Annotated in this window: 12 protein-coding genes and 2 pseudogenes; 5 read left to right on the top strand and 9 right to left on the bottom strand. The window is 60.6% G+C overall.

Features of this window, described 5'->3' with window-relative positions:
• Positions 1–16: 16 nt before the first annotated feature.
• Positions 17–1,330: a VpsF family polysaccharide biosynthesis protein gene (locus tag NKI72_RS26540; protein WP_352832129.1), complete on the bottom strand. Its 1,314-nt coding sequence runs from the start codon at positions 1,328–1,330 to the stop codon at positions 17–19.
• Positions 1,331–1,497: 167 nt separating this feature from the next.
• On the opposite strand from NKI72_RS26540, the gene NKI72_RS26545 reads away from it, so the two are divergent.
• On the top strand, positions 1,498–3,048 hold the full coding sequence (locus NKI72_RS26545) for a GumC family protein (protein WP_352832132.1): 1,551 nt from the start codon (positions 1,498–1,500) through the stop codon (positions 3,046–3,048).
• A gap of 8 nt (positions 3,049–3,056) precedes the next feature.
• Complete coding sequence (locus NKI72_RS26550; protein WP_352472502.1) at positions 3,057–4,163, top strand: glycosyltransferase; 1,107 nt, start codon at positions 3,057–3,059, stop codon at positions 4,161–4,163.
• A 94-nt stretch (positions 4,164–4,257) separates the two neighbouring features.
• On the opposite strand, the gene NKI72_RS26555 is transcribed toward NKI72_RS26550, so the two are convergent.
• Entirely contained in the window at positions 4,258–5,118 is an 861-nt protein-coding gene (locus NKI72_RS26555; RefSeq protein WP_352851241.1) for an alpha/beta hydrolase, read from the bottom strand.
• A 238-nt stretch (positions 5,119–5,356) separates the two neighbouring features.
• Between NKI72_RS26555 and minC the strand changes: the two genes are divergently transcribed.
• The 3 genes from minC to minE are packed head-to-tail and all read left to right on the top strand — an operon-like array spanning position 5,357 to position 7,180.
• Positions 5,357–6,076, top strand: coding sequence for a septum site-determining protein MinC (gene minC, locus NKI72_RS26560; protein WP_352472500.1), 720 nt, complete (start codon positions 5,357–5,359; stop codon positions 6,074–6,076).
• A 19-nt stretch (positions 6,077–6,095) separates the two neighbouring features.
• Positions 6,096–6,911 (top strand): septum site-determining protein MinD, encoded by an 816-nt coding sequence (minD, locus tag NKI72_RS26565; protein WP_352472499.1) that lies wholly within the window; start codon positions 6,096–6,098, stop codon positions 6,909–6,911.
• Entirely contained in the window at positions 6,908–7,180 is a 273-nt protein-coding gene (minE, locus tag NKI72_RS26570; RefSeq protein ID WP_023677151.1) for a cell division topological specificity factor MinE, read from the top strand. Before minD ends, minE begins: the two co-directional genes overlap by 4 nt.
• A gap of 6 nt (positions 7,181–7,186) precedes the next feature.
• On the opposite strand, the pseudogene NKI72_RS26575 reads toward minE, so the two are convergent.
• The 7 genes and pseudogenes from NKI72_RS26575 to NKI72_RS26605 form a co-directional block, all read right to left on the bottom strand.
• Positions 7,187–8,133 (bottom strand): annotated as a pseudogene (locus NKI72_RS26575) (IS630 family transposase).
• Positions 8,134–8,429: 296 nt separating this feature from the next.
• Positions 8,430–9,749, bottom strand: a complete 1,320-nt coding sequence (locus tag NKI72_RS26580) for an ABC transporter substrate-binding protein (RefSeq protein ID WP_352472497.1) — start codon at positions 9,747–9,749, stop codon at positions 8,430–8,432.
• A gap of 94 nt (positions 9,750–9,843) precedes the next feature.
• Positions 9,844–10,692 (bottom strand): carbohydrate ABC transporter permease, encoded by an 849-nt coding sequence (locus NKI72_RS26585; RefSeq protein WP_352851243.1) that lies wholly within the window; start codon positions 10,690–10,692, stop codon positions 9,844–9,846.
• Positions 10,689–11,606: a carbohydrate ABC transporter permease gene (locus tag NKI72_RS26590; RefSeq protein WP_502893759.1), complete on the bottom strand. Its 918-nt coding sequence runs from the start codon at positions 11,604–11,606 to the stop codon at positions 10,689–10,691. The genes NKI72_RS26585 and NKI72_RS26590 overlap by 4 nt, the downstream gene beginning before the upstream one ends.
• Before the next feature lie 19 nt (positions 11,607–11,625).
• Positions 11,626–12,717: an ABC transporter ATP-binding protein gene (locus NKI72_RS26595; protein ID WP_352449658.1), complete on the bottom strand. Its 1,092-nt coding sequence runs from the start codon at positions 12,715–12,717 to the stop codon at positions 11,626–11,628.
• A gap of 49 nt (positions 12,718–12,766) precedes the next feature.
• A complete protein-coding gene (gene arfA, locus NKI72_RS26600; protein ID WP_352837464.1) occupies positions 12,767–14,278 on the bottom strand; it encodes an arabinosylfuranosidase ArfA in 1,512 nt (503 codons plus the stop codon).
• Between the two features lie 184 nt (positions 14,279–14,462).
• A pseudogene (locus NKI72_RS26605) lies at positions 14,463–14,582 on the bottom strand (transcriptional regulator); the annotation flags it as partial.

The raw sequence follows: 14,582 nt of genomic DNA on the forward strand, positions 1-14,582 counted from the left end.
CGTCTGGAGCCTGCGCTTATCCAAGCCGATCCAGTTTCGGCTCGGATGCGACAGCGGTCGAAGACGTGCTCTTCGGCTGGTTTCTATACGGCACGTTTCTATAGGCAAGCAGCAACACCACGATAGTCGTAATATCCGGCGCTTTTGACGAGAGCGCGTTGTTCGACAGCGCAGCAAGCAGGAATGTCATGGTGCCGATCCATGCTGGCAGCGGCGCCGCGCGCAGCAGCCGAAAAATGAACCAGAATACCAGCACTATGAAGAGCACAGCTATCGGCAAGCCGAATAGCATGGTGATGACCACCGGAGCGCTCTCGATATAGGGCAGATGCAGCTTCTCTTTGACGATCGCCAGGAGGTCGTCGACGTTCATGCCAAACAGGACGTCTTTCCAGCTAACAAGTCCGAATATCTGGTAGATCGTCACCCGCGCCATGAAATTCTCGTCAAAGATCGTGTTGCCGAATCGATTCAGCAGCCCGCCCGAAAATAGTATGGCCACCAGCACTGCGCCGCTCACCAGGGCGAACAGCAGCACGACGGACTTGGCCTGCCGCTGGTGCTTGAGAGTCAGGCGCGGCCAAGGCACGAACAGCAGCAGAATGAGGGTTTCTCCCGCAGCGAGCATCAGGGCGGCGCGGGCGCCTGACGCAGCACAACCGACGAGCAACACGAGAATCGATGCCACCCGCACCCATATGCGCCAGCGCGTCAGCGGCACGAATCCGATGGCTGTGGCGCAGAGCGCGCCTAGCGCCAGCGGGTGCGCCGATAGGCCAATTGGCCTGAACTGCAGTTCGTTGAGACCGTAAGGCATAAATCGATGTTGAGTCACCGCTTCGATCGTGCCGAGCACAGCGCTGAGGATCACCATTCCAAGCACGACGTCGCCCAACGCCCGCCGCACTTCCGCGTTCAAGGCCAGCATCAACAGGCCTGCGGCGCCGGCCACCAGATAAGAATCGATGATGAACCCGGAGGAGCCCGCACGGCCGGTGACGAACAGATAGGGCACCAGCGCGAACATCAGCACCGAAAAGCGAATCAACGCTTTGAATATCCCAATTTCGTCGCCCTGCAGCAGAAACGGTCGGCTGAAAAGAACGACGGCAAGGACCAGGAAGATCGCATAGGTGCCGAAATGCAGCTTCTCGTAGAACGAGCCCCCCTGGGCCGTATAGTCGACGACCATGTTCATCACCTGCGGCGACACCGTAAAGCGAAGCAGGAGCGCGAAGGCGGCGCATAGGAAAAACAGCAGCGACAGCGCGTTCTCACGGCGCGCTCGACTGGGCAACAATCGTTCCGATGCGGCAGCGGGATAGCTCATGGCCCATCCAGGTGAAGGTATTCAAACAGCATTCCGGGCAACGAGACCCCTTCAACGTCCGCCGGACGGACAGCGAGAGCGGTAAAATGGGCCAACTTGGAAAATAAGATGTTAACGATGTTTCTGTAGAGCAGGCCAAGCGTAATGATTTAACAAGGGTTGTCACCATGTCTGCCGGTTCCGGCACACCCCCTATCTCCGCGACGGCTTCCAATAACAGTGCATTCGAGCGTATCGCCAATGCACGGCGCAGGGCATTGCTGCAACAGCATGGCCCAGTCGCGGGGCTAAGCTCCGCGCCGGTGACGCCGCAACCTCCAGAGCCTGTCGCAACGGTGACCCTGGACAAGATCGGCGATTTCCTCGAGCTCGATTTTCGACGCCTGTTCGTCTGGCTGCGGGCCGGCCTCGCCCTGGCCTTCATGCTGGCGGTAATCGGCGGCATTGTCGGCGGCGCCTATGCATTGCTGAGCAAGCAGCGTTACACCGTCACGACCGAGGTCCTCATCAACCCATCCAATTTGCAGGTTGTGGAAAACGACCTCTACTCGCAACCGGGCCAGGTCGATAGCCAGCTGCTCAGCACGCGCAGCAAGCAGCGCATCCTGACCTCGGGCAACGTGCTTTCCCGTGTGGTGGACGAACTGAATCTGACTCACGATCCGGAGTTTTTCGATCCGGACCGGAGCACATCCTCGTCCGGCGCTGTGGCGAAGCCCGACCCGAGGCTCATCGCCTTGAAGAACCTGGCGGACCGGGTAGACGCCATCGCGGATCCGACCTCATTTGTCACAACCCTCTCGGTATCTGCGGAAACCACCGCCAAGGCGATCCTGATCTCGCAGGCCATAGTCAAAAACTTCCAGGAAGAACTGGCTAAGGCCGAAGCTGCCGGCGCCAGCCGTGCCGCGGCTGCCCTTGACAGCCGGCTTGGCCAACTCAAGAGCGACGTGCAGGCAGCCGAAGAGAAGGTCGAGAGCTACAGGCGCAGCCACAACCTGTCGTCCAGCAATGGCCAGCTCGTCAGTTCGCAGACGCTGACGCAGCTCAATGGCGAAATCGTCGATGCGCAATCGCGTGTCATCGCCGCGCAGGCAAGCTACGACGCCCTGGTTGCCTCCGGTATCAACGGGGCCAATCCCGACCCCACGGTTTCGGAAGCGCTCGCTGCGCTGCGCGACAGGTCAAACAGCCTGCGGCAGCAGATCGACTCACAGTCGATGACCTTCGGTCCGCGCCACCCGACGATTGTCAGGCTCAGGACGGAACTCGAGACCGTCAACTCGCAACTCCGGGCCGAGTTCTCCCGCACCGTCGGCACGGCAAAGGCCAGCCTGGACAAGGCCCGGGCCTCGTTGGCTTCTCTCAACGCCCGGATGAACGATCTGAAGGGCAATGTATTCACCGACAGCGAATCCGAGGTCGCCCTGCGTGAACTTGAACGCGATGCCGCGTCCAAGAGAGCGGTCTATGAGAGCTTCCTGTCACGTGCGCGCCAAATCAGCGAGCGCGAGCAGATCGACACCACAAACGTACAGGTGATTTCGACCGCGGTGCCCCCGCCCGCGCGCTCATGGCCCCCGCGCACTGCCCTGGTGGCAGGCGCCGGAGCGTTCGCAGGCTTTGCCCTGGGGATGCTGCTGGCCATCGGCATGGGCATCATCCGCGACATGCGCCGGCCGCCGACCCGATCAGGCGTTGCCGCCAGCCGAGCCTGAAGCAAGGCATGGTGAAGCGCATCGTTTTCCACATCGCCAGCCTGAGGGGCGGGGGCGCCGAACGTGTTTTCGTCCTGATGGCAAATGAACTGGCATCGCGTGGCCACGAGGTCACGCTTTTTACCTGGAACGCGGAAGGCCCTAACGCCGCGCTGCGTTCCGCTGCCGTGCATCTGGTCGACTTCGGCCTTCCCTTGCGCGGCGAGGGTTACGCCAAGTCGGCGACGCTGAAAGGCATCGTGCGAAGCGCAAATTTGTTCCGCCGCCTTGATCCTGATGCGGTCTATAGCGCCCCGGAATTCGCCAATCTGGTGATGGCGCTGTCACTCATGTTGGCCAGAAGCCGGGCAAAATTCTTTCCAAGCTTCCATGCCGCGGCCTCGCTGCCTGCCAGCGGCCTCGGCGCCAGGCTGGCGATCTGGCTTTCCGCGCTGGTTGCAGCGCGCGCAACCAAAGCCATCGCCGTTTCGGCGGGTGTCGGCCGTGACATCATCGCCCGAGGCTTCCCCGAATCGAAGGTTGTCGTCATCAATAACCCGCTGCCGCCAGCTGTAGCACCGCAGAGGAATTCCTATGCCTGGCAGGCAGCGTTGGCGGCGATGGGCGATGGCCCGGTCATCGCCACCGCGGGACGCCTGGTGCCGGTCAAGGACCACCGGACTTTGCTGCGGGCCTTCGCTGCCCTGCGCGCCGGCCGCCCTGCCCGGCTTGTCATCTTCGGCGAAGGTCCGCTGGCTGCCGAATTGCACGCCTGTGCCGAGCAGATCGGCATTGGCCAGGACGTACTCTTTGCCGGCTACGTCAACGATCCCGCAGCCTGTTACGCCGCAGCCGATCTGTTCGTCCTTACATCCACGAGCGAAGGCTTTGGCAACGTCTTGGTCGAGGCCATGGCCGCCGGTGTCCCCGTAATCTCCACCGATGCTCCGCACGGCCCGCGCGAAATACTCGGTGACGGCCGCTTCGGCACCTTGGTGCCGATCGGTGACGCCGCGGCCCTGGCGAAGGCGATGGCCGAGACGCTGGACCACCCCACCCCTGCTGCCGTGCTGAAAAACAGGGCGGTGGATTTCACAGTCGACAAGATTGGCAATCAATACGAAGCGTTGCTCTAGTCGTTACGCACTGGCAGCAAATCGGCGTTGGATGCGGTCGACGTAGTCGGGCTTTGATTGCGATAATCTCTTCACGGGCTGGGGCGCAACGAATTCATCGTGAGACGTTTCCTCGTTCCTTGAGTTGTTGGGCAAGGAAATCCTTGACCGAATCGAGAACCGCGTCCCGTTCATGAGATATGCCTGGCAGCAAATCGAAGCGCACGCGCGCCCCCGCCTCCTCGAACGATCGACACAATGCCACGAGGCGTTCCGGCCGTGTTCGCCCGGCATCGTTGGCGCCTGGCATCCAATGGGTGCTGCCTTGGACATGAGTGATTTCCCAAGTCTCCAGGTCAGCGCCGCCGACGATCATCTGGAAAGGCACTTTTGCCAGCGCTGCGGCATCGAAGGTGATGCCGAACTTCTCCGGCAGATCGCGAATGCCCACCCACCAGTCATGCGTCGGATCGAGCAAGGTCACCGAGCCTGGCGCGCCGATTGAGGCCGCCCAGAGCCTGTCGGGATGCAGGATAGCAAAACGATGCGTGAAATGTCCGCCGCCGGAAAATCCGAACATGGCAAAGCGGCTCCAATCCTGACTGTATTTGGCGCTGACCTCCTCAACCATGGCGAGCAGCACCTGATCGTAGCGTATGTTGCCCTCGAGCAAATATTTGTACCCGCTGCGGGCATCATCCCCGAGAACGCCGATTGGAAACAGCGGACACAAAACGGCGCAGCCGTTCCAGCGTCCGAACTCGGAAAACGCGTCGCGGAATCCAAGAAAAGAGGTGCGGCCGGTGCCATGGACAGCGACCATCAGATCGACTTTGGCCCCTTCCCCAACCGCGGGAGGCACATACAGGCAATAGTGAAAGCGCGGGTCTGATTTGGAAGCAAAGATGGCGGTCGCGCCAAGGTCATAGGCAGCGCGACCGCGATCCGCGACAGGTCCCCTGGCAACGCTTGTCAAATCGATAACTCCTTAATAGGCCCGGCGTTCCGGCAACAATATACCGGTCGGCCGACCTCGTGAACTGGAGGCGCCTCCAGGCAGCCGCGAGGAGGACCTCGTCGTGCACCGGAAGCAGGGCGCCGCCGGGACGATCAGGGACAAAAAGAATGCCTCCGCCAACGCCTCGGAAAGCCGCCATTAACTTTTCGTTAACCATGCCGGGCTAGCCTTAACCAATCAGTAAGGACTCGCCTCTGTGACCTGCGTCGCTCCCATTCAAAACAAGTCCATACGCTTTCGAGCGCGCTCGTTTGTAGCCTTCACCCTCACCCCTGAGGCCCCGCTAGGGGAATGGCTGCAAAGCCTCGATCACTGGACCGAAAACTCCCCCGGCTTCTTTGCCGGCCGCCCGGTCGTGCTCGATCTGAATATACTCAAGCCCGAGGTGGGCGAGATGCGGGATCTGGTCTTACAGCTCGCGGAGCGCGGGATTCGCATCTACGCGATCGAGGCCGATGGCAATGTAGCGCTCGATGCCGATCTGCCGCCGCTCCTCGTTGGCGCCAAGGAGGCCACCGCTGATGCGCTTTACGTGCAGCCGGACCCGAAGGCCGCCGCTGAGGCCAAGACGGAAGAACCGCAGGCGCCGAACTCATTGATGATCAAGGCACCGATCCGCTCCGGCCAGTCGATCTTTCATCCCGATGGCGATGTGGTCATTGTCGGCTCCGTCAGTTCCGGTTCCGAGATCGTCGCCGGAGGATCAATCCACGTCTACGGCACGCTGCGTGGACGTGCGTTCGCCGGCGCCACGGGAAATTCCGCGGCTCGCATCTTTTGCCGGAAAAACGAAGCCGAACTTCTGGCGGTGGACGGCTGGTACCGCACTGCCGAGGAGATGGACGCCTCCTCGCGAGGAAGGCCGGTACAGGCCTTTCTCGAGGACGGCGCACTTTGCGTCGCACCGCTCAACTAACAACATTGGAGGCACAAATATGGGCAAGGTAGTGGTTGTCACATCCGGCAAAGGGGGTGTCGGCAAGACGACCTCGACGGCCGCTCTCGGCGCCGCGGTCGCGAAAACCGGCAAGCGGGTGGCTCTCGTCGATTTCGACGTCGGCCTGCGCAACCTCGATCTGATCATGGGTGCCGAGCGGCGCGTTGTTTTCGATATCGTCAACGTCATTCAGGGAACCGCCAAGCTTTCGCAGGCGCTGATCCGTGACAAGCGACTCGACACGCTGTTCCTGCTGCCGGCCTCACAAACGCGCGACAAGGATGCTCTCACCGAGGAAGGCGTCGCCGATGTCATCGACAAGCTGCGCTCGGTTTTCGACTACGTCTTCTGCGACAGTCCCGCCGGCATAGAGCGGGGCGCGCAACTTGCCATGCGCTTTGCCGACGAGGCGGTAATCGTCACCAACCCGGAAGTGAGCTCGGTCCGCGATTCCGATCGCATCATCGGCCTGCTCGACTCCAGAACGATGAAAGCCGAGCAGGGTGAATCGATTGCCAAACACGTGCTCGTCACGCGCTACGATGCTGCGCGCGCTGCCCGCGGCGAGATGCTCAGCATCGATGACGTGCTCGAGATCCTGTCGACGCCCTTGCTGGGAATAATTCCCGAGAGCCAGGACGTGCTGCGCGCATCCAATGTGGGCGCGCCGGTTACGCTCAGCGAAAACACCAACCCCGCCGCACGCGCCTATATCGACGCGGCAAGAAGACTCGAGGGCGAGGACCTGCCGGTCATTCTGCCTTTCGAGCGGAGGGGCCTCCTCGACCGGCTGTTGGGAAGGAGGGCAGCATGAACCTGCTCGATATCTTCAAGCGCCGCGGCAGCGCGCCGGTGGCGCGCGAGCGCTTGCAACTGCTGTTGGCTTACGAGCGTCGAAGCCGCAACCAGCCCGATCTCGTCTCGGTGTTGCGCGAGGAGATCATGGCGGTGATCGCCCGGCATGTTCAGGTCGACCAGGATTTCCTGCAGGTGAGCATGGATCACGGCGAAACGACGTCGAGATTGGAGATCGACATCCAGATCCCCAACAAGGTCGCAATGCCCATGGCCGCGGCGTTCTAGAGCCTTTCACGTTTTGATGGAAGCGTAGCCGGCGTTTGCGAAGTAGTTGTTGCATTCGGTTGCCTCGATCGTTTCAACGAGGTGGCCGATGTGGCGCCAAGTGTCCTCGACGGTACGTTTCTGAGCTTGGCGCATCCAGTGTTTGATTTTGGCAAAGGCCTGCTCGATCGGATTGAGGTCTGGGGAGTAGGGCGGTAGGTACCAAAGCCTGGCGCCGGCCGCCTTGATCATCTGCCTGATGGCCGCCGACTTATGACTTCCCAGATTATCCATGACGACGATGTCGCCGGGTTTCAGCACGGTGATGAGCTGCTGCTCGACATAGGCGCGGAAGCATTGGCCGTTGATTGGCCCGTCGAAGACGCAAGGTGCCGCGAGCCTATCGCAGCGCAGCGCGCCGAGGAAGGTCAGCGTGCGCCAGTGGCCGTGCGGGGCCAAGCCGCGCAGCCGCTCGCCCTTCGGCCCCCAACTGCGCAGCGGAGCCATGTTGGTCTTGATCCAGGTCTCGTCGATGAAGACCAGATGCTGCGGATCGAGGCCGGCCTGCCAAGAGCGCCATCGCTGACGCCTGCGGGCAATATCAGCGCGCGCCTGCTCAAGGGCGAACAGCGTTTTTTTTGAAGCTCAGGCCCTCGCGCCTCAAGAACATCCAGACCGCGTTGTGCGAGACCTTGACCCCGCGTGCGGCCAACTCATCCTTCAGACCATGCAGTGTCAGATGCGGCGTCTCGCACACGCGCCTCGATGAAGGCACGGTGCGGCTCCAGCACCCTCTTGCGATGTCCGCCCATCTTGCCAGGCGCAACCGAGCCAGTCGCCCGATGGCGCTGCAACAACTTCACCGCCGCCGAAACCGAAATGCCGAACCGTTTCGCGGCCGACCGGCGGCTCTCGCCACCCAAAACCGCCGCTACAACACGTTCGCGAAGATCATCCGAAAGAGGTCGCGTCATCCGATGCTGGCCTCCACTCCAGCCAGCATCTTGAATCACAAAACCGACTGATCCGGAATCCCCTTCGATTCCGTCAAATCAGGAACCGCTCTAACCGAATCCTCCGGCCAGGGCTTGCGTCGGCTGCTGCCGAGGTTGCGGCGCCGTGGTTGGCGTGTTTGACCCGGTCGCCACCGGCAAGTCGCGCGCAATTCGAGGACAATAATCACTGCCTCACAAAAATCACTGCCTCACCAAAAACCCGCGGCCGTTTCCAGCCGCGGGGGGCCTTGGGAGGGGCCTTTCGAAACCCGTGATCAAATGTTGGCGAGCAATTCGTTGACGCGGCTTTCCATGTCGGCAAGGGCGGTGTCGACGTCCTTCTGGCCACTGATTGCTGCACTCATCTCTTCGCCGATAATGTCCTGGATCGCAAACTGACGCTGTACGGCGGACGGCAGCGGCCTGCCGAGATCGGCGACCGCAGAGATCGTGTTGCGATGCGGCAGGGCCTTGAAGGCGTCCGAGGTGATGACGGCCTTATAGGCCGGCAGGTGACCGGTGCGTGACCATTCGAAGTCGTTGTCGGCGAAGAACTTCAGGAATTTACCGATGGCCGCGATCTGTTCAGGCGTGCGGTCTTTCTGCGAAACGGCCCAAGTGTGGCCGTCGGCATATTGCGCATGGGCGCCGCCAAACAGCTGCGGATACGGATAGACCGCATAGCCGCCCTTGTTGAGCGCCGTACCCTTGGTCTCGGACTGGGCGTTGTAATCGCCGACCACCCAGGTGCCGTTAAGGTGGACGCCACCCTCGCCGGCAAGGAAGGCGTTTATCGAGCCGCCATAATCGAGATCCTTGGTGGTGTAGCCCTTCTCGAAGATCGCCTTGTACATCTCGACGACCTTCTTGGCTTCCGGCGTATTCAACTTCACGTGCTTCGGATCGGCAAAGAAATCGGAATCCTGCTGGAAAAGATAGGTGTAGAGGTTGCGTGTGTAGAGTGCAGTCTCATTGGTCAGGTTCTGAACGAAATAAGGCTTGCCCGTCTTCTGCTTGAACTGTTCGGCCTGGGCGAGCAGTTCCTCGGGCGACTTTGGAAAAATCGGCGTGCCGTCGGCATTGACGAGGCCGGCTTGTTTGAAAAGATCCATGTTGACGTGATAGAGCATCGTCCAGCTGTCGATCGGCAGGCCATAGACCTTGCCGTCTTTGGTGGCGCCATTGCGTGCCGCGTCGGTGAAGGCGTCGGGTGTCACGCCGACCGACTTCAAGAGATCGTCGAGCGGCATCAACAGGCCCTTCGACTGATAATCCGACAGTACGGATTCATGGATCGTGACGATGTCCGGAGCGTCGCCTGAAGCGAACTGCGCGGTCAGCTGATCATAGCCGGGCCATTCCACGGTGGTGACGTTGACATGGACATCGGGATTGTCGGCGTTGAACTTGTTGATTAGCGAGGTGATGATGCCGCATTCGCCAACGGCCTTGGTGGCATCGGTGTTGGTGCCGAAATCGGCATCGCAGGCGCCGAAAAAGCGCTGCACGCTCAGCTCCGTGGCCGCGAAGCTTGGACTTGCGAGCATCATTGCGCCCGCAGAGACTGCGGCAAACAGTATTTTCTTCAGTTTCATATCAGTTCCTCCTACTGAGTTTCCGCCGCTCCACCCTGGATTGGCTTTCGTGCTTCAATTGCTGCGCATTCCCCCGGCCGTCAGGCAATCTTCGTTATCTCACCGCAGCGCCGGAGACTGCCGTGACGATGTATTTCTGGAAGAACAGGTAGACGATCAGGATCGGTGCACCGGCGAACACCGCCTGCGCCATCAGGAAGCCGATGCCTTCGGACTGGGCGAAGTTGGTCTGGGTCGAGGCCATGCCGACCGTCAGCGTGAACATGTCCTTCCTCGTCGCCGAAATCAGCGGCCAGAAGTAGTCATTCCAGGCGCCGAGAAAGGTGAAGATGCCGAGCGTCGCCTGCGCAGGCAGCGTGAGCGGCAGAAGCACCTTCCAGAAAATTCTGAGCCGGCTGGCGTTATCGAGCATGGCGGCTTCGTCCAACTCCTTCGGGATGGCCTTGAAATACTGGGTCATCAGGAAGACACCGAACGGAGCCGAAAGGCCCGGCAGAATGAGCCCTTGATAGGTGTTGTGGAACTTCAGCATGCTGAAGATCTGGTGACGGGCGACAAGCACGGCCTGTTCCGGGACCGCCAGGCCGAACAGCACGATCACGAACAGCACGTCTCGGCCGGGGAAATTCAGCCGTGCAAAGCCGTAGCCGGCGAGCGATGACAGGATCAACGTGCCGAGCGTCAATCCGCCCGAGACGATGATGCTGTTGCGCACCCAGATGAACACCGACGAGGTGCCGACGGTGTTGATGTAGTTCTTCAGCGTATAGGGCGCGTGAAACACCGAATTCGGATCGGCCATCAGCTCCGTATTGTCCTTGAGTGACAGGCCGATGACCCACAGAACCGGCGCGATCATGACGATCGAAAGCAGGATGACCAGGGCCAATAACAAATGGTCGCCAAATGCCCGGCCCTTGATGGAAGCTGCTGTGGCGCTCATGCCTGGTCTCCCCTGCTGCGTGTCACCAGGTACTGGGCCATGGCCGCGACCAGGATGAGGATGAACAGGATTTCCGATGCGGCGGCGCCCAGGCCGAGATCCCAGCGACGGAATGCGGTATCGTAGATGTAGAGCACGATCGGCTTGGTCAGGTTGTTCGGACCGCCGCGCGTCATCAGCCAGGCCTGGCCGAACAGCTGGAATTGCAGCACGATCTGGATGATGATCACCAGGATGAAGGTCCGCTTGATCGACGGCAGCGTGATCGAGCGTAGCGTCTGCCAGCGATTGGCATTGTCCAGCGCTGCCGCCTCGTAAATATCCTGTGGAATCTGCTGGAGCGCCGAGAGAAAGAGCATCATCGGCAGGCCGATGCACCACCAGATGGTGGCAATGGCGATGCCGATCATCGCAAGGCTGGGGTCGGAAATGAAGGCCGGAGCCGTTGCGCCGAACCATCCGTAGATCGTCGACAACAGGCCGACATTCGGAATGAAGACGATGCGCCAGATCAGCGTGACGATGGTGACCGACAGCACCGACGAGGAAAAGAACAGCGTCCGCAAAACCGCGGCAGTGCGCGTGCGGCGGTTGAGGCAAAGCGCCAGGAAAAGGCCGATCAGCGCCAGCGTCGGCACCGTCAGAAGCACGAAATAGAAGGTGTTCCAGATCGATTGCAGGAAGACCTTGTCGTGATACAGCCTGGCGTAATTGCCGAGACCGACAAAATTTCCGGACGAGAACGTGTCGGCCTTGTGGAAACTCAGCCACATCCCCCAGAGCAGCGGGAAGAGCAGCAGCGTGGTGAAGAAGAACAAGAATGGCGCAACGAAAATGACGTTTCGCCATTGCGGCGCATAGATGTCGGCGGTAGGGGCTCTGACGCCGACAGCAAGTGTCGCGGTTGGGGACATCGCCAGCCGGTCAGCCATCTCAGGCCTCCCTCGCATGCCAGGCGCGGCCGGTCTCGTTGAACAGATGCGATTTCTGGCCGTCAAAGGCGAGCCCGATTCTGTCGCCGACGGCGACGCGGCTGTTGCCGGCATCCGAGCCGACGATCTGCTGGCCATCGCCCAGCCGCGCGTAGATCAGGGTGCGTTCGCCGAGCCGCTCGAGCACATCGACCACGCCGCCGGCATTGCCCTGTCCGGCGGCAACGATGCGCACGTCTTCAGAACGGATGCCGAAAGTGTACTTGCCATCGGTCAGTTGGCTGGAGGCGATCTCGGTCTGCACCGAGACGCCGTCCGCAAACCTGGCCGTGGCGTTCTCGCCGGATCTGTCAAGCGTCGCATCGACGAAGTTCATCGCCGGCGCGCCGACGAAACCCGCGACGAATTTGGTCGCCGGGCGTTCGTAGATCTCCATCGGCGTACCGATCTGGTCGATCTTGCGATTGTTCATGACGACGATGCGGTCGGCCAGCGTCATGGCCTCGACCTGGTCATGAGTGACGAAGATCATCGTCGATTGCAGCCGCTGGTGAAGCTGGGCAAGCTCGATGCGGGTGCGGGTGCGCAACGCCGCATCGAGATTGGAAAGCGGCTCGTCGAACAGAAAGGCCTTCGGCTCCTTGACGATCGCACGGCCGATGGCGACGCGCTGGCGCTGGCCGCCGGAGAGCTGGCCCGGCTTGCGATCGAGCAGATGCGGCATTTCGAGGATGCGGGCGGCTTCGTTGATGCGCGCCTCGATGACCTTGCCTGGTACGCCGATATTCGCAAGCCCGAAGGCCATGTTGTCGCGCACCGTCATATGCGGATAAAGCGCATAGGACTGGAACACCATGGCAATGCCGCGCTTGCCCGGTGGCAGATGATCGATGCGCTCGTTGTTGATGGCAATCTCGCCGCTATCGACAGCTTCGAGCCCGGCAATCATTCGAAGAAGCGTCGATTTTCCGCAGCCGGACGGGCCCAGGAACACGATGAATTCGCGTGCCCTTATGGAGAGCGACAGATGATCCAGCACCGTCATGGCACCGAACTGCTTGCTCACGTTCCTGATCTCGATATCGGCCGTCACGTCGACGCTCCTCCTCAGCGTTTGCGCTTTCTCGATGATCCGCCTGAACTCAGAGTCTCAGGCGTATGACCTGGTAGGAATAGGCCGGCAGTGACAGGCTCAGCTTGCCGCCGGCGAGCGAGGCGCCCTCACCCTTCCTGGGGCCGACATTGCCAGGGTTTTCGGCCGAATTGACGGCTTTCAGATCGGCGTGTGCCATCACCTGGTGGTCGACGATCTCCGCCGCGCCGAAGCCGGTGAGGTCGACCACTGTTTCGATTGCCTCGCTCGAATGGCGGTTGACCGCGAAGAAGGTGACGTGGCCGGTTTGCCTGTCGTGCACGCCGGCAACATCGACATAAGCGACGTCGCCCGCAACGCTGGATTTGTAGGTCGGGCTTTCCACCTTGAGATCCAGCGCATTGCCGCGACCATAGTTAGAAGCAAACAGATAGGGATAAAAAATCGTCTGCCGCCATGCCGGGCCATTCGGAACGGTCATGATCGGCGCGATGACATTGACCAGTTGTGCCAGGCAGGCGATCTTGACGACATCGGAACGGCGGATGAAGGTGTTGAGGATCAGGCCGACCTGCAGCACATCCTCGAAATTATAGATGTCTTCGAGCAACGGCGGGGCGAACGGCCAGCCGTTGCTGCCGCCGAGTATCTTCCTGTCCTGCTCCTTGGAATGGTACCAGACGTTCCATTCGTCGAACGAGATGTAGACCTGCTTGTTGGAGCGCTTCTTGGCCTTGATATACTCGATGACGCCGGCGACCGAGACAATGTAGTCGTCGAGCTTTTCGCTCATGGCGAGATAGTTCGGAGCGTCGTTGGCTTCGTTGTCGAAATACATGTGCAGCGAGATGTAGTCGACCTCGTTGTAGGTATGGTCGAGAACCGTCGCTTCCCATTCAGGGTAGGTCGGCATCTTGGCATTCGAAGAGCCGCAGACCACCAGCTCGAGTGACTTGGAGAAGGCGCGCATGGCCTTGGCCGTCTCATGCGCCAGCCGGCCATACTCGTCCGCGGTCTTGTGGCCGATCTGCCAGGGGCCATCCATTTCATTGCCGAGGCACCAGAGCTTGACGTCGAACGGCTCCTTGCGGCCGTTGGCGATGCGCCTGTCGCTCCATTTGCTGCCGCCGGGATGGTTGGCGTACTCCAGCAGGTTGCGGGCTTCGTCGAGGCCGCGCGAGCCGAGATTGACGGCAAGCATCATCTCGGTGTTGGCGCAGGTGCACCAATCGGCAAATTCATGCAGGCCGACTTCGTTGCTTTCCGATGTGTGCCAGGCGAGGTCGAGGCGCACTGGGCGCTGTTCCTTGGGGCCAATGCCGTCTTCCCAATTGTAGGCCGAGACGAAATTGCCGCCGGGATAGCGGACGATCGGAACATTGAGTTCCCTGACGAGATCGATGACGTCCTGACGCATGCCGCTGGCATCCGCTGTCGGATGGCCGGGCTCATAGATGCCGGTGTAAACTGCCCGCCCCAGATGCTCGATGAAGGATCCGTAGAGCCTCGGGTCGATTTCCGAGACAACATAGTGCGGATGAGCCGTAACGGCTGCCTTCATGCATTCCTCCCATCGATATCACAAACGATGATTTAAATCATCTTGCCCGATATCAAAGGGGAAATGGCAGCCCTTCGTCAAGCCAAAATAGCCAAATGTAGGACAATTAGACGAACGATGTGGCACAGCAGAATGCCAGATCGTTGAAATCGCTGCGTTATCTTCAGAACCCGGTTTCATGATATCAACCAGTTTTGATCCTGAGCAGGATGTCCTGATCGTAATTTCCAAAGCCCTTGCCGAAAATATTGATCCCGCCGGGGCGCTTGGCGTCGTCCTTGACGCCGATACGGACGCGGATTGA

The sequence above is a fragment of the Mesorhizobium sp. M0437 genome, from assembly GCF_040321335.1.
In the GTDB taxonomy this organism is placed as follows: domain Bacteria; phylum Pseudomonadota; class Alphaproteobacteria; order Rhizobiales; family Rhizobiaceae; genus Mesorhizobium.

What these genes read in the sequence shown, in the direction of transcription:
- NKI72_RS26540 (WP_352832129.1), bottom strand. Translation starts at nt 1,330, where the DNA reads ATGAGCTATCCCGCTGCCGCATCGGAACGATTGTTGCCCAGTCGAGCG.
- NKI72_RS26545 (WP_352832132.1), top strand. Translation starts at nt 1,498, where the DNA reads ATGTCTGCCGGTTCCGGCACACCCCCTATCTCCGCGACGGCTTCCAAT.
- NKI72_RS26550 (WP_352472502.1), top strand. Translation starts at nt 3,057, where the DNA reads ATGGTGAAGCGCATCGTTTTCCACATCGCCAGCCTGAGGGGCGGGGGC.
- minD (WP_352472499.1), top strand. Translation starts at nt 6,096, where the DNA reads ATGGGCAAGGTAGTGGTTGTCACATCCGGCAAAGGGGGTGTCGGCAAG.
- minE (WP_023677151.1), top strand. Translation starts at nt 6,908, where the DNA reads ATGAACCTGCTCGATATCTTCAAGCGCCGCGGCAGCGCGCCGGTGGCG.
- NKI72_RS26580 (WP_352472497.1), bottom strand. Translation starts at nt 9,749, where the DNA reads ATGAAACTGAAGAAAATACTGTTTGCCGCAGTCTCTGCGGGCGCAATG.
- NKI72_RS26585 (WP_352851243.1), bottom strand. Translation starts at nt 10,692, where the DNA reads ATGAGCGCCACAGCAGCTTCCATCAAGGGCCGGGCATTTGGCGACCAT.
- NKI72_RS26590 (WP_502893759.1), bottom strand. Translation starts at nt 11,606, where the DNA reads ATGTCCCCAACCGCGACACTTGCTGTCGGCGTCAGAGCCCCTACCGCC.
- arfA (WP_352837464.1), bottom strand. Translation starts at nt 14,278, where the DNA reads ATGAAGGCAGCCGTTACGGCTCATCCGCACTATGTTGTCTCGGAAATC.